Origin of the sequence: Bacillus sp. TH50, from assembly GCF_016650565.1 — a bacterium.
Lineage (GTDB): Bacteria > Bacillota > Bacilli > Bacillales > Bacillaceae_G > Bacillus_A > Bacillus_A mycoides.
The window spans coordinates 471,166-493,042 of record NZ_JAEKFM010000003.1 but is presented as its reverse complement, the minus strand read 5'-3'; the positions used below and the strand labels follow the sequence as shown (position 1 = coordinate 493,042).

General features: G+C 35.4%; 21 protein-coding genes and 3 pseudogenes. 13 read left to right on the top strand and 11 right to left on the bottom strand.

Annotated features, from left to right (window positions below; all coding sequences use genetic code 11):
• Positions 1-17: 17 nt before the first annotated feature.
• On the top strand, positions 18-725 hold the full coding sequence (locus JFU23_RS02615) for a nucleotidyltransferase family protein (RefSeq protein WP_060750441.1): 708 nt from the start codon (positions 18-20) through the stop codon (positions 723-725).
• 38 nt (positions 726-763) lie between these two features.
• On the opposite strand, the gene JFU23_RS02610 is transcribed toward JFU23_RS02615, so the two are convergent.
• The gene (locus JFU23_RS02610; protein WP_201031282.1) at positions 764-1,366 is read right to left on the bottom strand and encodes a chorismate mutase; all 603 of its coding nucleotides are present in this window, start codon (positions 1,364-1,366) and stop codon (positions 764-766) included.
• Between the two features lie 320 nt (positions 1,367-1,686).
• On the opposite strand from JFU23_RS02610, the gene JFU23_RS02605 reads away from it, so the two are divergent.
• Entirely contained in the window at positions 1,687-2,382 is a 696-nt protein-coding gene (locus tag JFU23_RS02605) for a class I SAM-dependent methyltransferase (RefSeq protein ID WP_307838475.1), read from the top strand.
• Between the two features lie 165 nt (positions 2,383-2,547).
• On the opposite strand, the gene lsrF is transcribed toward JFU23_RS02605, so the two are convergent.
• The 4 genes from lsrF to JFU23_RS02585 form a co-directional block, all read right to left on the bottom strand.
• Complete coding sequence (gene lsrF / locus JFU23_RS02600; RefSeq protein ID WP_201031281.1) at positions 2,548-3,330, bottom strand: 3-hydroxy-5-phosphonooxypentane-2,4-dione thiolase; 783 nt, start codon at positions 3,328-3,330, stop codon at positions 2,548-2,550.
• 6 nt (positions 3,331-3,336) lie between these two features.
• Positions 3,337-3,699, bottom strand: a complete 363-nt coding sequence (locus tag JFU23_RS02595; protein ID WP_000909986.1) for a cupin domain-containing protein — start codon at positions 3,697-3,699, stop codon at positions 3,337-3,339.
• Between the two features lie 177 nt (positions 3,700-3,876).
• Positions 3,877-5,439 (bottom strand): autoinducer-2 kinase, encoded by a 1,563-nt coding sequence (gene lsrK, locus JFU23_RS02590; protein WP_201031280.1) that lies wholly within the window; start codon positions 5,437-5,439, stop codon positions 3,877-3,879.
• Positions 5,439-6,371, bottom strand: coding sequence for a sugar-binding transcriptional regulator (locus tag JFU23_RS02585; protein WP_201031279.1), 933 nt, complete (start codon positions 6,369-6,371; stop codon positions 5,439-5,441). The genes lsrK and JFU23_RS02585 overlap by 1 nt, the downstream gene beginning before the upstream one ends.
• A gap of 350 nt (positions 6,372-6,721) precedes the next feature.
• Between JFU23_RS02585 and JFU23_RS02580 the strand changes: the two genes are divergently transcribed.
• Genes JFU23_RS02580 through lsrB form a run of 4 tightly spaced genes read left to right on the top strand, consistent with a single transcriptional unit; the run spans position 6,722 to position 11,215 of the window.
• Positions 6,722-8,215, top strand: a complete 1,494-nt coding sequence (locus JFU23_RS02580) for a sugar ABC transporter ATP-binding protein (RefSeq protein WP_201031278.1) — start codon at positions 6,722-6,724, stop codon at positions 8,213-8,215.
• The gene (locus JFU23_RS02575) at positions 8,212-9,180 is read left to right on the top strand and encodes an ABC transporter permease subunit (RefSeq protein ID WP_201031277.1); all 969 of its coding nucleotides are present in this window, start codon (positions 8,212-8,214) and stop codon (positions 9,178-9,180) included. Before JFU23_RS02580 ends, JFU23_RS02575 begins: the two co-directional genes overlap by 4 nt.
• Positions 9,177-10,175 (top strand): ABC transporter permease, encoded by a 999-nt coding sequence (locus tag JFU23_RS02570; protein ID WP_002189993.1) that lies wholly within the window; start codon positions 9,177-9,179, stop codon positions 10,173-10,175. The genes JFU23_RS02575 and JFU23_RS02570 overlap by 4 nt, the downstream gene beginning before the upstream one ends.
• Positions 10,172-11,215, top strand: coding sequence for an autoinducer 2 ABC transporter substrate-binding protein LsrB (gene lsrB / locus JFU23_RS02565; protein ID WP_002142271.1), 1,044 nt, complete (start codon positions 10,172-10,174; stop codon positions 11,213-11,215). The genes JFU23_RS02570 and lsrB overlap by 4 nt, the downstream gene beginning before the upstream one ends.
• 63 nt (positions 11,216-11,278) lie before the next feature.
• Here the strand turns inward: lsrB and JFU23_RS02560 are convergent, their stop codons facing one another.
• Positions 11,279-12,784 (bottom strand): malate:quinone oxidoreductase, encoded by a 1,506-nt coding sequence (locus JFU23_RS02560; RefSeq protein WP_307838476.1) that lies wholly within the window; start codon positions 12,782-12,784, stop codon positions 11,279-11,281.
• Positions 12,785-13,206: 422 nt separating this feature from the next.
• Between JFU23_RS02560 and JFU23_RS02555 the strand changes: the two genes are divergently transcribed.
• Entirely contained in the window at positions 13,207-14,253 is a 1,047-nt protein-coding gene (locus tag JFU23_RS02555; RefSeq protein WP_201031275.1) for a DUF2332 domain-containing protein, read from the top strand.
• 111 nt (positions 14,254-14,364) lie between these two features.
• Complete coding sequence (locus JFU23_RS02550) at positions 14,365-14,901, top strand: DinB family protein (protein WP_016101170.1); 537 nt, start codon at positions 14,365-14,367, stop codon at positions 14,899-14,901.
• 263 nt (positions 14,902-15,164) lie between these two features.
• On the opposite strand, the pseudogene JFU23_RS31160 reads toward JFU23_RS02550, so the two are convergent.
• Together JFU23_RS31160 and JFU23_RS02540 are read right to left on the bottom strand one after the other, a co-directional pair.
• Positions 15,165-15,239 (bottom strand): annotated as a pseudogene (locus JFU23_RS31160) (hypothetical protein); the annotation flags it as partial.
• 34 nt (positions 15,240-15,273) lie between these two features.
• Entirely contained in the window at positions 15,274-15,756 is a 483-nt protein-coding gene (locus tag JFU23_RS02540; protein WP_201031274.1) for a hypothetical protein, read from the bottom strand.
• A 130-nt stretch (positions 15,757-15,886) separates the two neighbouring features.
• Here JFU23_RS02540 and JFU23_RS02535 point away from each other — a divergent pair.
• Both JFU23_RS02535 and JFU23_RS02530 read left to right on the top strand, forming a co-directional pair.
• Positions 15,887-16,026, top strand: a pseudogene (locus JFU23_RS02535) (sigma-70 family RNA polymerase sigma factor); the annotation flags it as partial.
• Positions 16,027-16,116: 90 nt separating this feature from the next.
• Positions 16,117-16,662 carry an NADPH-dependent FMN reductase gene (locus tag JFU23_RS02530; protein WP_002189990.1) on the top strand — a complete coding sequence of 182 codons (546 nt, stop codon included), beginning with the start codon at positions 16,117-16,119 and terminating at the stop codon, positions 16,660-16,662.
• A 100-nt stretch (positions 16,663-16,762) separates the two neighbouring features.
• Here the strand turns inward: JFU23_RS02530 and JFU23_RS02525 are convergent, their stop codons facing one another.
• Together JFU23_RS02525 and JFU23_RS02520 are read right to left on the bottom strand one after the other, a co-directional pair.
• Entirely contained in the window at positions 16,763-17,248 is a 486-nt protein-coding gene (locus tag JFU23_RS02525) for a GNAT family N-acetyltransferase (RefSeq protein ID WP_002127881.1), read from the bottom strand.
• A 52-nt stretch (positions 17,249-17,300) separates the two neighbouring features.
• The gene (locus JFU23_RS02520) at positions 17,301-17,681 is read right to left on the bottom strand and encodes a VOC family protein (protein WP_002127880.1); all 381 of its coding nucleotides are present in this window, start codon (positions 17,679-17,681) and stop codon (positions 17,301-17,303) included.
• Positions 17,682-17,942: 261 nt separating this feature from the next.
• Between JFU23_RS02520 and JFU23_RS02515 the strand changes: the two genes are divergently transcribed.
• The 3 genes and pseudogenes from JFU23_RS02515 (at position 17,943) to JFU23_RS02505 (ending at position 21,255) form a co-directional block, all read left to right on the top strand.
• Positions 17,943-18,434, top strand: a complete 492-nt coding sequence (locus tag JFU23_RS02515; protein WP_201031273.1) for a nitroreductase — start codon at positions 17,943-17,945, stop codon at positions 18,432-18,434.
• Positions 18,435-18,650: 216 nt separating this feature from the next.
• The gene (gene entB / locus JFU23_RS02510) at positions 18,651-20,087 is read left to right on the top strand and encodes a cell wall-binding protein EntB (RefSeq protein WP_242483476.1); all 1,437 of its coding nucleotides are present in this window, start codon (positions 18,651-18,653) and stop codon (positions 20,085-20,087) included.
• A 493-nt stretch (positions 20,088-20,580) separates the two neighbouring features.
• Positions 20,581-21,255: pseudogene (locus JFU23_RS02505) on the top strand (hypothetical protein).
• Positions 21,256-21,283: 28 nt separating this feature from the next.
• Here the strand turns inward: JFU23_RS02505 and JFU23_RS02500 are convergent.
• On the bottom strand, positions 21,284-21,787 hold the full coding sequence (locus JFU23_RS02500; RefSeq protein WP_078176514.1) for a kinase: 504 nt from the start codon (positions 21,785-21,787) through the stop codon (positions 21,284-21,286).
• Positions 21,788-21,877 lie beyond the last annotated feature (90 nt).

Genomic DNA, 21,877 nt, shown 5'->3' with positions numbered 1-21,877 from the left:
TAACTTGGAGGATAGAAATGATAGAAAATCTTTCATTTATTACATATGAAAACCATAAAGAGTTAGTACATAAAATTCTAAATGAACATATAGCTAGAAATGAAATAAGTGGATTAATGCTTATCGGATCTGTCGCAAGAGGTGATGCATATCCTGAATCCGATTTAGACTTTTATATTCTTTTAGAGGGCGGACAAAAGAAGAAATTTCATTCAGAAACTAGAAAAGGTATTCTAGTTGAATACAAGTATGATGATTTTAATCAAATACAAGTAAACTTTAAAAAGAATCCGATGGAACTATATTCTTTTTTAGAAGGTAAAATTTTATTTGATAGTTACAGTGAGTTAAAAAGGTTAAAGGAAATAGCTCAACATACATATGAAAATTATTCTGTTTCTAGTGATAAAGTAAAAGGCATTTCTCATTGGTTAAATAGTTCGCTAATTAAAATTAAGTCTGCTTTGAAAGCTAATGATGAGTTAAAAGCTTCATACATAGTCCACACATCAACTTGGACCATTGTAGAAGGAATATGGGCTATTAATAACAAACCAACACCTTCAGCTGGATCTGTTTTAAGGTATATTCAAGCATTACCTAGTAGACCGACTAATTTTGATGATTTGCTTAATAAAGTGTTCTTAGGGGATACGAAGGAACGTATTCATTCGGCAATTATCGTGATTGAGTGGGTTTTAGTGAATCTAGAGAACAAAAAATAACGGACATATTAACCGTATAATATGTCCGTTATTTTAATCTAATCTAACTTAATTTCAAATTCAAGCCGTTCATGCTTGTCCGAAAAAGGCATACTACGTTCTGTAAATAAAAAGCTAATACCAGACGGGTTATCAGGAAGAGCAGGGGAAACTACAAATTGGTAGCTCACATGTCCATCTGTTCCAGTCCATCCTTCTGCCCAGCAATCGTATGTATCATTTATCGATAATTCAACAAGGCTATGTGTATTATTCTCATTAAGTGTATTGTTTTTTGGATCCCATTCCTTATATAAATTAATTACACTAGCGTTAGAATATTGACGAATAAAGGTTACAGTATACACAGTTTCTTTATGTTCATAAGTTTTTAAAACGGGTATATGTTTTTTAAACTTAGTCGGTTCGACGCGAGGTTTAAACTCATCTTCGTCCATCATAGATGAGAATAATGAATTTAAATAATCGGGATATAACCCGTTCTGCTTTGCCCAATTAGAAATGGCTTCATCTGGTGGGAAACCCGGATTCCCATTCGAAAGTTCTTTCCGTTCTTTTAATAAAGAGCAAATTTTTTCATCAATAGAAGATAAGCGTTCATCATAATGATCAGTAGGGCGTTCAAAAGGCATTCGTTGCATAATCATTCCTCTTTTCCTTTATTTTGTTTTCATATTTTATTATAACTGAAACAATTCTCATTTTTTACAATATAATCAATTAATTTAAATATTCAGAAAAACAGGATATTTATGTGTTAAAATAAATATAGAAAACCATTTATTAACTATCGGCAGGTTAATAGAAAAAGGGTGTAAATAGTTAATAATGTCACAATTAAAATGCAACTAGATAGTTAGGAGGAATGATTATAATGGATACTACATAACAAAACAGTAATGCATGGGATAAGAAGGTTGAAGAAGGTTCTAGATACACTGAGCCTGTAAGTAGTGAGGTTATTGAAAAAAGTAAATCAGGTGAATGGGAAATCACAGTCACCACAGAAAAATCAGTTCCTAGAGATTGGTTTCCAAAGTCATTAGAGGGATTAAAGATACTTTGTTTAGCATCAGGTGGAGGGCAACAAGCACCAGTACTGGCTGCTGCTGGAGCAGATGTAACAGTTACTGATATATCTAAGAAGCAATTGGAACAAGATGAAATGGTAGCGGAACGGGATGGATTAACTTTAAAAACAGTACAAGGAGATATGTCAGACCTTAGTGATTTTGAAGATGAATATTTTGATATTGTCGTAAATCCTGTTTCTAATTTGTTTGTAAAAGATGTTCATCTTGTATGGAATGAGATTTCAAGGGTTTTAAAGAATAAAGGTATTCTTATTTCTGGATTTACAAATCCTTTACTATGGATTTTTGATGACAACCAAGAACAAAAAGGTATTTTGGATGTTAAACATTCAATACCTTCATCAACATTGAATTATTTACCAGAGGATGAAGTTCAAGATTATATTAATTTAAATCAAACAATAGAATACGCACATACTCTAGAAGATCAAATCCAAGGTCAAGTTGAAGCTGGTTTTGTTATAACGGGTTTTTACGAGGATGATTTTGGTGGAACAAGGATATTAGATAAGCATATTAAAACTTTTATTGCTACAAAAGCTATAAAGTTAAAGATTGATTAAAATTTTTGGCTCGTTAGTCGAAGAAGGAAACTTGAAAACAGTAAAAGTTCAATGTATGTCAAAAAGGATGGCACTTGCCATCCTTTTCCTTTTGTAGTTTGGTGTCAAAATAAGTTTTACTCCTCTTAACTGAACCCGTTATAATAAATAGTCCATCTTTTTACATTAATTTTTCACATCATTATATAGTTCCAGCGCCTCTTTCACATTCAATCTATTTTTCACAATGCCATGAATTGCTTGAATCATCGCAGCTGGATGTTCGGATTGCCATATGTTTCGGCCCATGTCTACTCCAATTGCACCTTCTTGCAGCGCATTGTAAGTAATGTTTAATGCGTCTTCGATTGAATCTAGTTTTGGGCCGCCCGCGATTACGACTGGAGCAGGGCATGTGCTTGTGATTTTTTCGAATCCTTCGCAGTAGTAAGTTTTAATAATGTCAGCTCCCATTTCAACACATACGCGGGAGGCGAGTGCAAGAAAGCGAGCTTCACGTTTTTGTAGTTCTTTCGCAACGGCGGTAATACCGAGCACTGGCAGGCCGTAATCGTGAGCTTCAGAGACTACGTTTGCGAGATTTGAAATAGTTTGTGTTTCATAGTCCGATCCAACAAAGACAGAAACGCCGACGCCAATTGCGTTTTGTTTTACTGCTTCTTTCACAGGTGTAACAATTGTTTCATTCGCTAAATCTTTGCCTACTACAGTTGCCCCGCCTGATACACGCATAACCATCGGTGTGTTGCAGTTTTCAGGAATACAGGAACTTAATACGCCTCGTGTTAAAAAGAGGGAATCAGTATATGGAAGCAAGTTTTTAACTGTTTCTAACGGTTGTTCAAGTCCGTGAATTGGCCCTAAAAAGTAGCCGTGATCTATCGCTAACATAACCGCTCTGCCGTCAGGTAAAATTGTGTTTAATCGATTTTTAAATCCCCAAGTCATTAGGAATCACTCCTTCGTTAATGTTGGATTTTCAGTTTGTACAGTATCTTTATTTGGTAAATGTGGTGACTTTATAAAAACAGCTTTAAAAGGCTTATCAGAATGGTTAATAAGATAATGGGATTCATGAGGTCGAACTTGCAAGACATCCCCTTGTTTGATCGGAACTCTCTCGTTATTCACATAGAAATCTATTTCGCCTTCTAACGCATAGAAGACCTCTTCGCACGTTGTATGATAGTGATTTTGAAACTCTTGCCCAGGCTGAATCACGACTAGGCCAAGATCGATATTTGGACCTTGTATTAAATATTTAGGCCCGTTATCACCGAAGCGATAGGAGAAATCATTTTCATTCGCTTTTAACATACATTTCACTCCTTTATCCCGCGTTAACGGGCAGTAAAACTCCCATTTCAAAATTTGGCTGGAGCAAAGAAGTTAGGGGGAGGTCAACTGCCCGTTAACGCCCGATTGGTGAAGGCTAATAATCAGTGGGGGAGGAACAAAACCCCCACTGATTAAAGTTTCACTTTATGTAATGTGTTACAGAGCACCGGGTGCAATCCACATATGTGAGGTGAGCCCTTTATCGGCTAAAGCGAGCTGACTGTTATACACAGTTTTCCATGTTTCATAGAATTCCTTATATAGTTCATGATTTTCAGTGACTGGCTCAAATGTTTTTTCCCACTGTACAAACTGTTCGGCAGTCGCTGCCATAGATGAATATATGCCAGCACCAACCCCAGCAGCAATTGCAGTTCCTAAAGCTGCCGCTTCTTTTACAACTGGTACTTTCACTGGGATTCCAAGAACGTCTGAAAGAATTTGCGGCCAAAGTTTTCCTTTAGCAGCGCCGCCAGCAAAAATCACTTCAGAAGGAAAGTTACCTGTGAGAGCCTCTATTAATTTCAAGTTGCCGAATGTAACGAAGGCGGCATTTTCTTCTATTGCCCGGAACATTTCTTTCTTCCCACATTTATCAGCATCTAAGCTCAAATTTAAAAAGGATGGTGCAGCATGTCGCCAAGAAATATAATTCATTACATTTGAAAAAGTGGGGATTATGCCATTTGAGCCTACAGGAACTTCTTTCGCTTGTTCTTCTAGTAATTCATAAACATCTACACCGAGTTTTTCAGCGAGCCGTTTTTCTTCATGGCAAAAGGCATCTCGAAACCACCTCATAACAAGGCCAGGGAAGAAAGCAATTGTTTCGTATTGCCATAGGTTAGGAATGACGTGGCAATTAACACGAATCGCCGCATTTGGATCAGTTTCTGGTTTTGTTATATTTACTTCTTGTTGCCAAAAACTGCCTCCGCATATAAATGTTTGTTCAGGCTTTACAACTCCAGTTCCAAGCGATGCCATTTGTGCATCTCCGCCGCCAGCAACGACCGGTGTTCCTTCATGTAATCCTGTTAACTCAGCACTTCGTTTTGTGATATTCCCGATAACTGTACCAGCTTCATTTACTTTTGGAGAAAAGGCTAGAGTAAGACCGCATTGCTCAGCAACCCAGTTATCCCAAGCTCTATTTTGTAAATCGAATATACCGGACGTACATCCGTTTGAAGGATCAATTTGTAGTACGCCGCACAATTTATATAAAATCCAATCGTTTAACATCGTGAAAGAATGAATGCTCCTGTACACGTCTGGTTCATGTTTTTTAATCCAAAGTAAGCGAGGTAAAGCACCTAATGAAAAAGTTTGACCAGATTTTTTATATAAATCCTTTTCAATTTCGGAACGAATTTGTTTTAGTTCACTAACTTCCGCTGACGCGCGGCCATCAACATTTGCACAAGCCCATATTTCCTGCCCGTTTTTATCGTATAAAACAAAGCCTTCACGCATACTCGTTGCACTAATACCTTTAATAGAAGAGGAGGACGTATTACTTTTTTGAAGAACCTCTTTCGTACATTGTTGAACGAGCTGCCAGTTTTCAGTTACATCAAAATTCATAGAACCAGGGTAACGACTATCTGATTTATGAATCCATTCTTTTTGACTAACAGCAAGTTGATTACCGCTTAAATCAAAAAGAACTGCTCGAATGCTCCCTGTACCAGCGTCGTAAGCTAATAGAGTAGACATTAAGAGTCACCTTCCTTTCTTAATAAGGAGAGGGCAGTTTCTTCATCGGTAATTAATGTATGAATGAACTTTCCTTTTAAGGCGCCGTAAATTGCAGCTATCTTTTCCGTACCGCCAGCTACACCAACGACATGTTTCATATTTTGAAGAACAGAGAGTGGTGTGCCGATAAGACGGTTATGATGGGGAAGTTCTAATTGTTTTCCGTCAGTATTATAAAATTGCCCTAAAATATCTCCAGCCCCGTGTTGACTACGTATATAAGTCATTTCACGTAGTGTTAATTTTTCTTCTTTCACAATTGTGGCGTCTTGAGATAAGCTGCCAATGCCAACTACTGCTGTATGAGCGAGTGAAGCGACGTGAAGCATATCTTTCACGCTCGGTTCAGATAGAATAATTTGCGTCATTTCGTTTGTAGATGTTAGAAAAGGGGTAGGAATAATATGAAGATCACCTTGCATGTAGTTTAAATAGCTTTGGTTTCTTGGAACATAGTGATTTACGCCTCCTGTAAGAGTAACGATTGAAAGATTCATAGAGCTATCAAAATGAATGTTTTCTAGCATTTTACTTATCGTCTCTCCCCAGCCAATCCCAAGTAAATCTCCTTGTTGCAGATGAGTTTCTAAATATTGTGCGGCAGCTTTTCCGAGTGAAAATGCATAATCTTCTGCTGGCGTTGGAATAACGAAAGCATCTTTTAGATGGAATTTTTTCATAAGGTCACGTTCGATGCTTAAACAGTGCAAACCAGTACCTTTTACGTGAAATGTGACGACACCTTCCGTCCGTGCTTTATCTAACAACCGAACGACTTTATTTCTTGAAATGTGAAGAAGTGAAGCAATTTCTTGCTGGGTTAATTGATCTTTATAATAGTACCAAGCTACTTTTGTTAACAAATTGTCTTCAAAGCTCAGCTGTGACATGCTCTTCATCCCTTTCAACAATTGACCACTGCTTAAACATATGTGCTCGTTATTTTGTTTATTCCAGTTGAGGCGATAAAGTGAAACTTTAATCAGTGGGGGAGGTTATTCATCCCCACTGATTATTAGCCCTCACCAATCGGGCGTTTACGGGCAGTTGATCTCCCACCTAACTTCTTTGCTCCAGCCGAATTTTGAGGTGGGAGTCTTATTGCCCGTTAATGCGGGATAAATAGCCCAGTGAAAAAAGTGTTCTAGATATGAAAAAAGAAATATACAATGCTACAAAACAAGTAGAACAAAAAATCATTTTCTCAAAAAATGTTCTGCATAAAGGCAGGTGACAACATGTGGAGAGCGTGCCCTTATTACAAGTTACAAAGATGAGTAAATCATTTGCAGATCAACTCGTATTAAAAGAAGTCAATTTACAATTAGAGCGTGGAGATATATACGCTTTAGTTGGAGGAAATGGTGCCGGGAAATCAACGTTAATGAAAATACTAACGGGCTTGTATTCATACGATGCTGGCAAAATTTATGTGAAGGGGGAAATACAACAGTTTTCAAACACAGCAGAGGCGCATCAACATGGTATTTACTTAATACCACAAGAGCCGCTCATCTTTCCTCATATGACAATTGAAGAGAACATTTGTATCGGAATGAAAGCGAACAAGAAAGAACTGCGAAATAAAATTAATAAGTTGCTAGAAGAATTAGGGTGGAACATTCAACTTCATGATCTAGGGTTATCGTTATCCATTGCCCAGCAACAATTAGTAGAAATATTGAGAGGATTAATAAGGGAAGCTGAGATTCTTATTTTAGATGAGCCAACATCGACATTAACAACTCACGAAATTAAGAGTCTTTTTGTATTGATAAAAAGTTTAAGAGAAAAAGGAATTGGAATGATATATATTACGCATCGTTTTCCAGAAATCTTTGAAATTGCAAATAAAGTAGCGATTTTACGTGACGGAATGATTGTAAGTCAAGGTGATGTATCAAGGTATACATATGACATGCTAATGGAGGGGTTATTACCGAAAGGATATAAATTTGAGGAGAAAAAAGAGAACATACAAGAGGAAACAGAGCATTCGGAAAAACTATTAGATGTCACGAATGCGTCAAGCTATGCGTTTCAAAATGTATCATTTACTGTACACGCTGGAGAAGTTGTTGGGATTGCTGGGATCGTTGGATCAGGTAGGACTGAACTAGCTGAATCGTTATGTGGATTAAAGCCTTTGAAATCAGGTTCTGTTTTATTAGATGGGAAATCCATTACGAAGTATTCGGTACATAAGCGAATAAAGGAAGGTATGGTGTATGTACCGGAGGACCGGGCAGGGAATGGCATATTTTCAATTGCGTCTGTTAAGGAAAATATAACATCTGCATCTTTAAACAGTATGAGTAGCTTCTTTTTAAATAACAAAAAAGAAAGCGCTTTATCCGAATTGTATATAAAACAGTTTAGAATTGTTGTCCCTCATATGAATGAAGAGCTGACGTCTTTATCAGGTGGGAACCAACAGAAGGTCGTGCTAGCGAAATATCTTGCATGTAATCCGAAAGTGATTATTCTTGATGAACCGACCCGTGGTATTGATGCGAAAGCAAGATTAGAAGTATACGAAACGATACAAAGTTTGAAGAGAAAGGGACTTGCGCTCATATTAATTTCTTCAGATATGGAAGAAATCGCTCAATTAGCGAATCGTGTTTATGTGATGAGAAACGGAGGATTCGTCTCTCATTTGGAGAAGAAGGAAATTTGTATTGATGAAGTTACACGCCTTGCGTACGGAGGAAAGGGAGGTGTAACGGAGTGAACCGTTTATTTAAAATGCATGAGACGTCTATTATTATTTTATTATTTCTTTACATAGCCTTCGTTGGAGTAATGAACCCTAGTTTTGTTCAGTTTAGCTCTTTATCTTTAATTATGAAATCAAGCGTTATTTTAGTTATTTTGGCAATTGGTCAATCTTTCGTATTGTTTACGAAAAATATAGATGTATCAGTAGGATCTATTATGGGATTAAGCGCTGCGGTTTGCGGGATGTTGTTAACAGATGGATACAGTGCCTTTATTTCAATATTTGCGGCAATTATACTTGGTGCTCTTATTGGTATGGTAAATGGAATTGGCGTTACGAAATTTCGAGTGCCAGCTATCATTATGACATTAGGAATGCTCGGTATTATTAGAGGTGCAATGTTACTATTCACGGGCGGAAAGTGGATTGAAGATATTCCGAATGAGTATAAACAAATTTCTTCTATTATGATTTTAGGCATTCCGGTAACGGTATGGACCGTTCTTATCATATTACTACTACTATATTTCTTTTTAATGAAAGTACAAATTGGAAGATATTTTTATGCGGTCGGTGATAATGAAGATGGTGCAAGGCTTATTGGAATACATGTAGATAAAGTGAAAATATACGCGTTTATCATATCAGGCATAAGCGCTGGGCTCGCTGGATGTATATTCGTAATGAATATTGGATTCGTTCCAAATCAAACAGGTACAGGGATAGAATTGCAAGTGATCGCCGCTGCTGTTTTAGGTGGTATACATTTAAAAGGAGGAACAGGTTCTATATTTGGAGCGGCATTAGGTGCATTTTTTTTAGAAGTGATAAGCAGTTCACTCGTCTTTTTAAAAATACCTGCATTTTGGAATAGTGCTATTTCAGGATTTTTACTTTTACTCATCATCATAATAGATAGTGTCTTAAAAAAATGGAAGAAACTCCGGCAACTAGAAGAAAGAAGGGTGAATCTATGAGGGGAATACGTAGCTTGTATAGATGGGAAGGGGTTCTTCTCATATTGCTTCTCGTAGAACTCATTCTCTTTAGTTTCATAAATAGTGATTTCTTAAACATTAGTAACCTCCTTTTTAGTATGAACGATTTCCTCATTATTTCAATCGCGGCTATTCCGATGACATTTGTCATTGTAACTGGCGGAATTGATGTATCAGTAGGATCTATTATGGGGCTTACTTCGATTCTTATCGGAGCACTTTGGATGAATGGCATGCCTATACTGTTGGCCGTTATCATTGCGCTCGTAATAAGTTGCATAGCGGGCGGATTAAATGGACTTATTATAAAAATGACAGATGTAGAACCTCTTGTCGTTACACTTGGAACGATGTTTTTATATGCAGGAATCGCCCTTGTTATTTCAGGTGGTTCGGGTGCAGCGGGCTATGAAGGAATAAGTGGTTTACCAGATTCGTATGTGCAAATGGCAAATGGTAGTTTTATCGGTATACCTAATCTATTATGGCTCCTTGTCATTTTAACGATAGTATTTACGATATTGTTTCACCGTACAACATATGGTCGCTACGCAAAATTAACTGGCGCAAATGAAAGTACGGCGAGATATTCCGGCATTCGAACGAAGAAAGTAGTGATTATTGCTTACGTACTTTCTGGGTTAGGAGGTGGATTAGGAGGAGCTTTCTTAACAGCGTATTTCGGTTCAGCTCGTGCAGATATTGGAAGTGAAACGATTTTGCCAGTAATTACGGCAGTTGTATTAGGCGGCACACTTATTACAGGCGGAAAAGGGAGTATTATTGGGACAGTACTAGCGAGTATTTTTATAGGACTCATGCAGTACGGTTTACAAATGACGGGCTTAACGAATGAACAATCTAATGTAGTAATAGGTATTATCCTTATTGTTTCTGTTATTATGAGACATTTCAAATTACAACGATTCACTACGGGGAAAAGAAGGAATTTGCATAAGGGGGAAATGTCATGAAGAGAAAACTGGGGATTGTTATTATTATGTGTATTTGTTTAATCGGTTTAATTGCTTGTTCTAGCCAAACAGCGGATAAGAAAAAAGCAGATGATGTGAAATTTGCATTCATTCCGAAATTAACGGGAGTTGGCTTCTTTACATCAGGCGGTGAAGGTGCAAAAGAGATGGGAGATAAGTTAGGTGTACAAGTGAAATATGATGGACCTTCTGAAGCGAGCGTATCAGGGCAAGTAAAATATATAAACAATTTTATTAATCAAAACTACGATGCAATTATGGTTTCATCTACGTCAGTTGATGGTCTCTCGCAATCATTACAACGTGCAAAGAAAAAGGGGATGACCGTATTAACGTGGGATTCTGATGTGAATCCGAAAGACCGTTCGTTTTATATTAGCCAAGGTACACCAGACCAACTAGCAAAGTTATTAATAGAAATGACATCTAAGCAAATTGGAGATAAAGGGAAGGTCGCATTCTTTTATTCAAGCCCGACTGTAACAGATCAAAATCAATGGGTAACGAAGGCGAAAGAGATTATTAAAGAGAAATATCCGAATTGGGAAATTGTAACGACGCAATACGGTGAAAATAATGCTCAAAAATCTTTATCGGTAGGGGAGAGTATTTTAAAAACGTATCCAGATATTAACGCAGTAATATGTCCAGATGCAACAGCACTACCAGCAATGGCGCAAGCAGCTGAGAATTTGAAAATGGATAAGAAAGTAGTCGTAACGGGATTTTCGACACCGAACGTTATGCGTGATTATGTAAAACGAGGAACAGTACAACAATTTGGATTATGGGATGTAAAACAACAAGGTGCCCTCGCAACGTATGTTGCAAATGAAATTGTTGTAAAAGGGAAGAAGTTAAAAGTCGGGGATAGCTTTGAAGTAAAAGGAATCGGAAAAGTGAAAGTAGAGCCGAACTCTATTCAAGGGTATGATTATGAGGCAGAAGGAAATGGTATTATCGTATTACCTGAACGAGTTGTATTTACGAAGGATAATATTGATAAGTATACTTTCTAGTAGAAAATAAAAACGTCCGAATATATCGGACGTTTTTATTATGTCGTTTTTTTAATCTATTCATTAATTGTGAACAGCTTCTTTTTCATTTAACCCAAGTGTGCGTCCTGTTGAAGCGTGAAGCTCTTGGAACAGTCTTGGATTTTCCGTAAGTGACACGCCGTAAGAAGGGACCATTTCTTTTATCTTTGGCTCCCATTCTAGTATACGTTCTGGGAAGCATTTTTCTAATACTTCAAGCATAACGTGAACAGCAGTAGAAGCACCTGGAGAAGCGCCAAGTAACGCAGCGATTGATCCGTCATTTGCACTAACAACTTCTGTACCAAATTGAAGTGTTCCTTTCCCACCTGCATCAGTATCTTTAATTACCTGCACACGTTGTCCAGCAACGACAGTATCCCAATCTTCACTTTTAGCGTTCGGAATAAACTCACGTAATTCTTCCATACGCTTTTCGTGTGATAACATAACTTGTTGGATTAAGTATTTTGTTAATCCCATTTCTTTTACACCGGCTGCTAACATCGTTAAGACGTTATTCGGTTTTACAGAACCAATTAAATCAAGGTTTGAGCCAGTTTTTAAGAATTTAGGTGAGAAACCTGCAAATGGTCCAAACAGTAAAGCTTTTTTGTTGTCTATATATCTTGTATCAAGGTGAGGTACAGACATTGGCGGAGCACCAACTTTAGCTTTTCCGTATACTTTTGCATGATGCTGCTCTACAATTTTTTGGTTTTTACATACCATAAATAGTCCACTTACTGGGAATCCTCCAATATGTTTTGACTCAGGAATACCAGTCTTTTGAAGTAGAGGTAGGCTACCGCCACCGCCGCCGATAAAGACGAATTTTGCAGTATGGTGTTCGATTTTACCACTATTCATATCATGTACTTTTACTTCCCACAAACCGTTCTTCGCACGTTTAATATTTTCGACACTATGTTTGTAGTTAAGCTCCACATTTTTAGTTTTTAAGTAATCAAATAACATACGTGTTAGCGCACCGAAGTTAACATCTGTTCCAGAATCAATTTTTGTTGCAGCCATAGGTTCATTAGAATTACGACCTTCCATAATGAGTGGAAGCCATTTTTTTAATGTGTCAGGTGCATCAGAAAATTCCATTCCTTGGAATAGAGCGTTTCTTGAAAGCGCTTCAAAACGTTTTTTTAGAAACTCTACATTTTTTTCCCCTTGTACCAAACTCATATGAGGTAGTGGCATAATAAAATCTTGTGGATTACGAATTAAATTTCTTTTTACAAGATACGCCCAGAATTGTCTTGAAAGTTGAAATTGTTCATTAACTTTTACAGCTTTACCAATATCTATAGATCCGTCGGATTTTTCGGATGTATAGTTAAGCTCACATAGCGCAGAATGTCCTGTACCGGCATTATTCCATTCGTTAGAACTTTCTTCTCCGGCATTTGCGAGTTTTTCAAATACTTTAATTTCCCATTCAGGTGCCAATTCTTTCAGTAATGATCCTAACGTTGCGCTCATAATTCCTGCGCCAATTAAGATAACGTCTGTTTTTTGCTGCATGTTGCTCATGATAATCTCTCCATCCCCTATATTGGCAAAAAAGAGTAGGTGTTTTTTATTTCTAAGCCGTAAAAAGAAAACACCGCCTAGGCCCCACCTAGGAATCTATCTTTTTTGTCTCAATTATATAACCATCTCATACTCTATTATAATAATTAATAGAGTAAAATATCTAGTGTTATCTGATAATTTTAAACTATTTAACGTTTTATTTCTTAGAATTCTTCTGCCATAAGGGTAAACTGCATAGTAGTAAAGCTAGATTTGGAGAAGAATTCCAGTTTGATGTTATCCCAAAAAAGCTTATAAATACTTAAATTCTTTATCTTTGAGAACTAGTAAAATTCTATTTTGAAACATTTAATGTGAAAAAATAGTATAAATAACATTTAAATGGTAAAATTATTCAAAAAAATTAAACAGGAGGGATACCAGTGCTTACACGTGAACAAATCGCAAACTTATTTCGGAATTTTTCTGCGAATGAATGTAAAGGATCGAGTGTTTTATACGAATACTTATCAATAAAAATTTCTGAAGATGAGGAAGTTCTTACGTTAGCTTCCTACGAACAACCTGGTCAACCAGTCCCAAACTTATTATTAGGTGCAGTCCATTATTTATTGTTAAAAGGAAAAGAGCACAGTTTAAAAAACTATTATCAAAGTTTAGTTGAAAATGCTGATATAAATTTTGAAAATGCCTTTTACCAATTTAAAGATTTTTGCCATGTATATCGAGAAGAAATTATCTCTTTATTACAAACGAAACTTGTTCAAACGAATGAAGTAAGACGATGTGCCTATTTATATCCAAGTTTCTGTTACATATTTAATAAAGTGAACAAACCATTGGCGTTAATAGAAATTGGTACAAGTGCGGGATTACAACTATTTTGGGATCAATATCGTTATTCATATGGAACGGAAGAAGTGTATGGAAATACACAATCGAATGTTCATTTAACCTCTGAAATAAGAGGGGAGAATATGCCGAATCTGCTAAAACAAAGTCCACCTGTCGTAGAAAGAATCGGACTAGATTTACATGTGAATAATTTAAATGATGAAGAAGATTATTTATGGTTACGCGCGCTTATTTGGCCAGAACATAAAGAAAGACTTGAACTATTCGATCAAGCAGCAACGCTTGTAAAAGAAAAATCAGTACAATTAATTGAAGGGGACGGTGTAGCACTTCTTCCAGCCATTGCGAATCAAATAAGGGAAGATGCTGTAATCTGCATTTTCCATACACACGTCGCAAATCAAATACCTGAAAATGTAAAACATACGCTAGAAAAACAAATTAAAGAAATTGGTGCAAAACGTGATGTATTCCACCTATATAACAACATGTGGGACCGTGACCTTCATATTGATTATTATATTAACGGAAACGAATATTGTGAAACGGTTGGGGAAACGGAAGGGCATGGAGGGTGGTTTAGTTGGGGGCTTGGGGATAAGCCGCTTTGTTAATGTAATCCTATAGGATGGGGACATTTTGTTTTAAAATTAAAATTTTTTGATTAATATGATAATAATTTATGATAACTTGTATATAAGGATAAAATAAAAAGGATGATAAGCATGCAAAAGAGACCAGAGGCAAATGAATATAACCCGTATTATTCAACGTACATAAACTTAATACCAGATGGAGATATCATACATATTCTAGAGCAACAAATGAAGGAAACGAATCTTTTGTTGAAGGATATTTCTGATAGTGAGGGACATTTTAGATATGCTCCTAATAAATGGAGTATCAAAGAAGTAATCGGTCATATTGCGGATACTGAACGTATTATGGCGTATCGATTGCTTTCCATAGCAAGAGGCGAGACAGCAGAACTTCCTGGATATAACGATGATATGTATGTTCTTAGAGCAGCTTTTGATAAGCAATCTATGCAAGATCTTCTTGAGAACTTAATAGTTGTTCGCCAATCTACTATGCATTTGCTTAAAAGTTTAGATAAAGAAGCTTGGTTACAAAGGGGAATTGCGAACAATTCTGAAGTCACGGTTCTTGCATTAGCAAACATAATTGCTGGTCATGAGCTTCATCATCGTCAACTTGTAAAAGAACGTTATTTGGGTTCTAAGGCATATCCAGCATGTTAAAATATGAAAATAAAAAGAGAATGATTCATAGGGAATTTCTGAATTATTCTCTTTTTATTTTTCTGCGTATCAGTGGAATTATAAATGTTTTTTTACAAGGTCTATTCCTTCTCGTTGATGCTAATAGGGGGCACTATACATGCCCATCAAGCTAAGGGTAGGTATTGGGGTTTGTGTAGCAATGGAACCAAATCACGCAATAAGCATTAGCGAACATTAGAAATAGTAAAAATGCCACTTTTTCCTGTTAAAACGAGGTGATTTTAAATTTCAAATTCTTCTTTTACAACAGTCGCTAGTCCATCAATTGATTTACGTAAATCTGTTGCCCCTTGTGCAAGATATACTTTTTATATTGTGATTTCTGACAGCTTATTTATTAGTAAATTCATCGGGAGTCCAAGTAGCGATTTCATTTCCAGGTGCAGCAACTACAAGCCAATCCTCAAATTGGACCCCAGCTTGCCAGCATTCATAGTGATCATGAAAACCATTTACAAACATGATTTGTCCGTTCTCAAATGTTATAAATAAATGCGGAGATTCATTAGCAAGTTGTATGTTTGTAACTTTTTTTCTTCTTACTTCAAAAATTCTCTTATATTCTTCCTCCTCAGTATAATCGTCAAATTCCTCCTCATTAGAAGGGTACTTTTCTGGTGGATTATTAAATAAAAACCATTTCGATTCGATGTTGACATATAATTGCCCATCATAGTCAACTGCAGCTTCAAAATTTGTAAAATGAATCTTTATAGTTGCTGGAGAAATACCAAATTGCAATCCATCAACTTGTGCTCCTATGAAGAGATGTTTTAATACATTTTCAGCATAAAGTTTGTCTTCTTTGTTCATTATACGAATCATCCTTTCTGTAAAATATATAGTATATCTTTATTGTAATAAATAAATTTTTATGTAAAATGAACCTTTTGTGAGAAACGGGCGAATATAGTGTGAAAGATCATGAGAGGGTAACGTAATTTTGGATGAAGTAGAATTAAAAGAATGGCTGTATAAAATGGAGCCTAGGGACCAAGAAGCCTTTCGAGTTATTTATAAATTAACAAGTAAAGATATTTATAGACAGTAGTATTTTTATTAGGGAATCAAAAGCAAGATGTCAAAATTGATGAATGTACAGCTTGTTAAATAGTTCAATATTTTTGATTTTTCTCTGACTGCATAAGTATGATGTTTGTAGGAGGGGATCATATGAGTATACACAAAAAAATCATAGCGATTTCAGGAAGTATTAGGGAAGGATCATCCAACACAAACATATTAAAAACTTTAGCAGCATTTATTCCAGAAGGTATAGATTACACTATTTATAATGGGATAGAGGAACTACCTCATTTTAATCCGGATGTAGATCGAGTTGGAGCACCGGTTGTTGTTGAAGAATTTCGAAAGACATTAAGTGAAGCACATGCACTTATTATTTGTACACCAGAGTATGCAAAAAGTATTCCAGGAGTTTTGAAGAATGCTTTAGAATGGCTTGTTTCATCAGCGGAACTTTATAAAAAGCCAGTGGCTATTATAACAGCTTCACCATCAATTGCTGGAGGGGATAAAGCACATGAATCTTTATTACTTACACTAGGTATGCTAGATACAATTGTCGTTCAAAATGGCTCGTTATTAATCCCATCTGTGCGAACTAAATTTAGTGATGATGCAAAAGTAACAGATGAGGATACAAAGAAAGCTCTTATCTCTTTAGTTCAAAGTGTAGTAGACGAGATAAAGAAATAGTGATTTAGTTCGTATTAAGGTGAAAATGGGACTTTTATAATAAAAAAAGATAAAGGCAATGCTACGGTTAGTTCAAATGTAGCATTGCCTTTTTATATAGTTAAATATATGTACTCAAAATCTCCCCAGGCAATCCATCAATCTCGCAAACTTTTTCAGATGTAAAACCAACGTTTAGTAAAATCTTCCGAGAGGGGGTATTGCTCGGATCGATAATTGCTTTTAGTACGCTTACATCTGTCTGCTTCGCTATTTCAATTAATTCTCTTGCGATATAACTACCATATCTTTTTCCCCAGTGCTCTGGCAAAATCATATACCCAATTTCAGCTTCTTTTACATTATCTTCATTCACTGTTACATGTCCAAGGCCGATAAATTCATTTGTTGCACTGTCATAAACTTTATAAGACCCAAACAGTTTATGCTTTTCATTGCGCCTTAACAATTTTTCATAGTCGTTTTGTGCCTCTTCTAGCGGAATAGCACGCTCTGTAATTTGTGCCATCACTCTTTCATTTGATACGAGCTGGAAATATGGACTAAAATCTGTTGCTTCAAATTTTTTGAAATGCAGTTTATGCATAGGGTTCCTCCAAACGAATTTTTATTAGTTCTTCAGAAAAGATAAACGATAGTTAAATAGTGATCTCTATTTGATTGCCTTCCGGATCACTAATTACACTTTCGTAATAGCCATCTCCAGTGAAACGTGGTCCATTTAATAAAGGAGAACCAGCTTCTTTTAACGTTTTTGTTAGTTCATTTACACGTTCTTCACTACCAACAGAGAAAGCCATGTGTGCATAGCCAGTGATATTTAGGTTAGGCTCGTTTTCTATGCCTTTCTTACGCATAATTTCAAGGCGCGCTCCAGATTCGAACGTAATAAAATAAGATTCAAAGTGTTTCGCTTCATTATGATATAAAGAGTTTGCTTTACCGTTAAAGTACTTTGTATAGAAAGTACGCATTAATTCTAAATCATTTACCCAAATTGCTATATGTTCGATTTTCATTCGTTTCACCAACCCATTCTTTATGTAAATTAAAAAATATGTACTCTGTAATAATTAGCGAAATTCAACAACACTAATTAGATGTTCACTTTATTAAATTTGCATGCATATTGCAAGAAATAAGAATGGAAGTTAGGAAAAAGCGAATTGTAATGAAAAATTTTTATTAATGATATTAGATAATTTTCAAGTCATAACATGCATACAATGTCTAATTAAGTGAATTACGTACGTCAAAATTTCAAATAAGGAGGGACATTTGTGGGGCAATTTGAACAAATGGTGATTGTCGGTATTTTCATGTCTTTTATACTGTCTATTATGATATTAGGGTCTACATATTATAATCCTCGCCTTTGGTTAAATGATTATCCGAAAGATATTCAAAAAGTAGTTTTGCCAAAATCGATAAATGAAAAAAAACAAACGTTTTATTTCGGAATTATTTACAATATTATTCTCTTCGGAACGCCTTTAGTTTCTACATATATACTACATCACCATGGAAAATTATTGTATATTGAAGCCTATTTACATACTTTTGGGATTGTAATGATTTTCAATTTAGTAGATTTATTAATAATCGATTGGCTTATATTTTGCTGGATTACTCCAAGATTTGTTGTTATTCCTAGTACTGAGGGAATGAAAGGATATAAAGACTATAAGTTTCACTTAAGAGGTGCAATAGCTGGAACGCCATTTTTAGCAATTGTAAGTTTATTTTTGGCAGGAATTGCGACAACTATCTAGTGTGAAGTAGAAGGTCATGAAGAGTTTATAGAAGATAAGTAGATTTATAATGTATAGAATTAGAAATGAAAATTTGATAATATTGGAGTGGAAAGTTTTAAAAACAGTATATTAAGTGGTATTAATATACTGTTACAAATGTTTTGATACTCTGTGGAATTCCCTGATTTTATGGAAGGATTTCATAGAATTCAAAAAAATGTAATGGAGGCTATTATGAAAAAAATAATTGGCGCAGCAACAGCAACAGTTCTTGGATTGGGGGCTTTTACCACATCTGCTATCGCAGAAACTATCGTAACAGCGGATGTACTCAACGTACGTGAAAAGCCAACTACGGAATCAAAAGTTGTCGAAAAAGTAAAAGAAGGACAAAAGTTAAAGGTCATACATACTGAAGAAGGATGGTCAAAAATTGATTTAAATGGTAAAGAATTGTTTGTAAGTTCGGAGTATACAAAAGATATTTATCATGTAACAGCAAACCTATTAAATGTACGTACTGAAGCAAACACAGAATCAGAAATTCTTGGCAGACTGAAACAAGATGATGTAATTGAATCAACACATCAAGTAAAAGATGGATGGCTGCAATTTGAGTATAAAGGAAAAACAGCTTATGCAAATGTTTCTTTCCTATCAAGTACAGCACCAATTGAAAAGAAAGCTGAAGAGAAAACGAAGCGAGTAGCGAAAGTACAAAAAGCAGTTAAAGCAAAGGAAGAAGTAAAAACGCAGAAAGAAGCAAAAGTACAAGAAATAGCAAAAGCGAAAGAAACAACAAAAGAGCAGAAAGAAACGAAAGCAGAAGAAATAGTAAAGCCTAAAGAAGAAGCGAAAGTAACAGAGAGAGTAAAAGTTAAGGAAGAAACGAAAGCAGAAGAAATAGTAAAGCCTAAAGAAGAAGCGAAAGTAACAGAGAGAGTAAAAGTTAAGGAAGAAACGAAAGCAGAAGAAATAGCAAAGACCAAGGAAGAAGAAAAAGTAACAGAGAGAGTAAAAGTTAAGGAAGAAATGAAAGCAGAAGAAATAGTAAAGACCAAGGAAGAAGAAAAAGTAAAAGAAGAAGCAAAAGCACAAGAAATAGCAAAAGCTAAGGAAGAAGCAAAAGCACAAGAAATAGAAAAGGCTAAGGAAGAAGCAAAAGCACAAGAAATAGCAAAAGCTAAGGAAGAAGCAAAAGCACGAGAAATAGAAAAAGCAAAAGAAGAAGCAAAAGCAAAAGAAGAAGCAAAAGCGCAGGAAATAGCAAAGGCTAAGAAAGAAGCGCAAGCACGAGAAATAGAAGAAGCGAAAGCAAAAGAAGCAACAAAGACACAAGAAGTATCTAAAAATAACACACAGTCTGCTAAACGTGAATTAACGGTAGTAGCGACAGCATATACTGCTGATCCAAGTGAAAATGGTACATATGGTGGACGCGTTTTAACTGCGATGGGTCATGATTTAACGGCAAATCCTAATATGAGAATTATCGCAGTAGATCCGAAGGTAATCCCATTAGGATCTAAAGTATGGGTAGAAGGTTATGGAGAAGCTATTGCTGGTGATACTGGTAGTGCTATTAAAGGAAATCGTATTGATGTTTTAATGGGTTCAAAAAGTAAAGCTATGAATTGGGGAAGGCAAACTGTTAAAGTAAAAGTTTTATAATAATGGTTATCCAAATAGAAGTCAGTTCTCTTTATTGAGACTGGCTTTTATTTTTTGCCTTAATGTGATTCATTGAAAAAATTTGAAGGATATGTAAAAGAATTAATTTTGCTGCTGAGTACAGTGAGCGGTCAAAGTAACCCTATTGAAGTATTTAATCCTTATTTGTATTTCTGACAACCATATTGTTCTTCTATCACTATTAAAATACAATTAGATAAATAGGAGAAAAATATTCATAAAATAGTAATTATTTTATTTAGTCTTATACTAGAGTTTAAAACGTTCCAAATCCCTATAGCGTCAGAATGGATACAGAACTCAGTCTTCTTGTAAATTGTTATTATTTTATTATCGTATTCATACCAAAAAGATAACGGTGATAAGAATAAGAAAAATGATGATTAGCAACAATAAAAAATGTTTTATGTACCGAAAGTTATTAAAAGATTAGTATCGAGGATCACCTTTATAAGCGAGAAGAGGATTAAATATGACAACAGAATTATATGGCACACATTATAATGAAATAAAAGGGTATAGAGTAATGGAAGGGAAAGATTCATATAATCATTATTTTGGTGGTCAAGATTGTGACTTACCACTATGTAAGCTATGCAATGAGAAAATGCATCAAATCTTTAGTTTAGATTTGAAAGATGATAGGCTTGTTGAACTTAAAAATGATGAAATGAATGTTTTACCATTCGTTTCTTGCTTGAATTGTTCGATGGTGTGGGAGCCGCAATATTTTCAGTTAAGTAATGGTGGTAAAACGGTATAAATAATAAAGCAGGACAATACGGAAGATTGGATAATGGAAAATGAGGATAAACTACCGGTCGATCTACCAAAAACTAATGTAAAGCTAACAAATATGAAAAATGAAGATATACCTACTGATGAAGATCGTTACTGGGAAGCTTTTGACTTATTCGGTTCGGAATATATATGTAGATTGTTAGGAGCGCCTTTATACGATGAAGTTCCAGAAGATTTAGGATGTCCAGCTTGTTCTAAAGAGATGAAATATGTTGCTACAATTACACAAGACCTTGAAGAACGGGAACTTATTTCAGTAGTTGATTTTCAGTTTGGGGAAATGAATATATATTATTACTTATGTAAAGATTGTTCCGTTATGAAAACTGAAATACAAGGAACATAATAAAATAAGACTGACAAATGATTCAGTCTTATTTTTGTTGTGTAACGTCATTAAGAATAGTGTGAAATACATCTTTTTGCGTGAAATCATCTGTAAATACAGTTTCTCTAGCAACTTCAATTGTATCGTGAGGATTATACCATTTCCGTAATGCATCCTCACCAAATTCATGCCTTTTTCCCCTTGTGTTATGGCGTCTAATTGTTTCCTCTAATGATAAATCGAAGTAATATGTAAACGTATTTTCATCAAAAAAATGTATTAATTCTTTCAGCATATCACCGTATCTACGACTGCTCAGTATACCTTCTAAAATAACAAATTCACATTTTCCTTTTCCGTACTTCGTAATTTCAAATAATAAATCATGAGATAAGTTACCTATTGTATCGTGAACTTTTAGCATATCTCTGCGCACAACGTCTTGTGAGACTAGAAGTGTTCCTTGCCCGAAATGTTCTTGCAGTTCCTTTGCGATTGTTGTTTTGCCACTTGCGGAGTTTCCACGAAGAATGATTAATGTCGATTTCAAAGTCTCATCTCCTATGTGTTTTTATTAGACAATTTTCAGTAGGGCTATACTAGATTTTTAGAATAAACTCGTTTACAGAACTTATTTTAG

What these genes read in the sequence shown, in the direction of transcription:
- JFU23_RS02615 (WP_060750441.1), top strand. Translation starts at nt 18, where the DNA reads ATGATAGAAAATCTTTCATTTATTACATATGAAAACCATAAAGAGTTA.
- JFU23_RS02610 (WP_201031282.1), bottom strand. Translation starts at nt 1,366, where the DNA reads ATGCAACGAATGCCTTTTGAACGCCCTACTGATCATTATGATGAACGC.
- lsrF (WP_201031281.1), bottom strand. Translation starts at nt 3,330, where the DNA reads ATGACTTGGGGATTTAAAAATCGATTAAACACAATTTTACCTGACGGC.
- JFU23_RS02595 (WP_000909986.1), bottom strand. Translation starts at nt 3,699, where the DNA reads ATGTTAAAAGCGAATGAAAATGATTTCTCCTATCGCTTCGGTGATAAC.
- lsrK (WP_201031280.1), bottom strand. Translation starts at nt 5,439, where the DNA reads ATGTCTACTCTATTAGCTTACGACGCTGGTACAGGGAGCATTCGAGCA.
- JFU23_RS02585 (WP_201031279.1), bottom strand. Translation starts at nt 6,371, where the DNA reads ATGTCACAGCTGAGCTTTGAAGACAATTTGTTAACAAAAGTAGCTTGG.
- JFU23_RS02570 (WP_002189993.1), top strand. Translation starts at nt 9,177, where the DNA reads ATGAGGGGAATACGTAGCTTGTATAGATGGGAAGGGGTTCTTCTCATA.
- lsrB (WP_002142271.1), top strand. Translation starts at nt 10,172, where the DNA reads ATGAAGAGAAAACTGGGGATTGTTATTATTATGTGTATTTGTTTAATC.
- JFU23_RS02550 (WP_016101170.1), top strand. Translation starts at nt 14,365, where the DNA reads ATGCAAAAGAGACCAGAGGCAAATGAATATAACCCGTATTATTCAACG.
- JFU23_RS02540 (WP_201031274.1), bottom strand. Translation starts at nt 15,756, where the DNA reads ATGAACAAAGAAGACAAACTTTATGCTGAAAATGTATTAAAACATCTC.
- JFU23_RS02530 (WP_002189990.1), top strand. Translation starts at nt 16,117, where the DNA reads ATGAGTATACACAAAAAAATCATAGCGATTTCAGGAAGTATTAGGGAA.
- JFU23_RS02525 (WP_002127881.1), bottom strand. Translation starts at nt 17,248, where the DNA reads ATGCATAAACTGCATTTCAAAAAATTTGAAGCAACAGATTTTAGTCCA.
- JFU23_RS02520 (WP_002127880.1), bottom strand. Translation starts at nt 17,681, where the DNA reads ATGAAAATCGAACATATAGCAATTTGGGTAAATGATTTAGAATTAATG.
- entB (WP_242483476.1), top strand. Translation starts at nt 18,651, where the DNA reads ATGAAAAAAATAATTGGCGCAGCAACAGCAACAGTTCTTGGATTGGGG.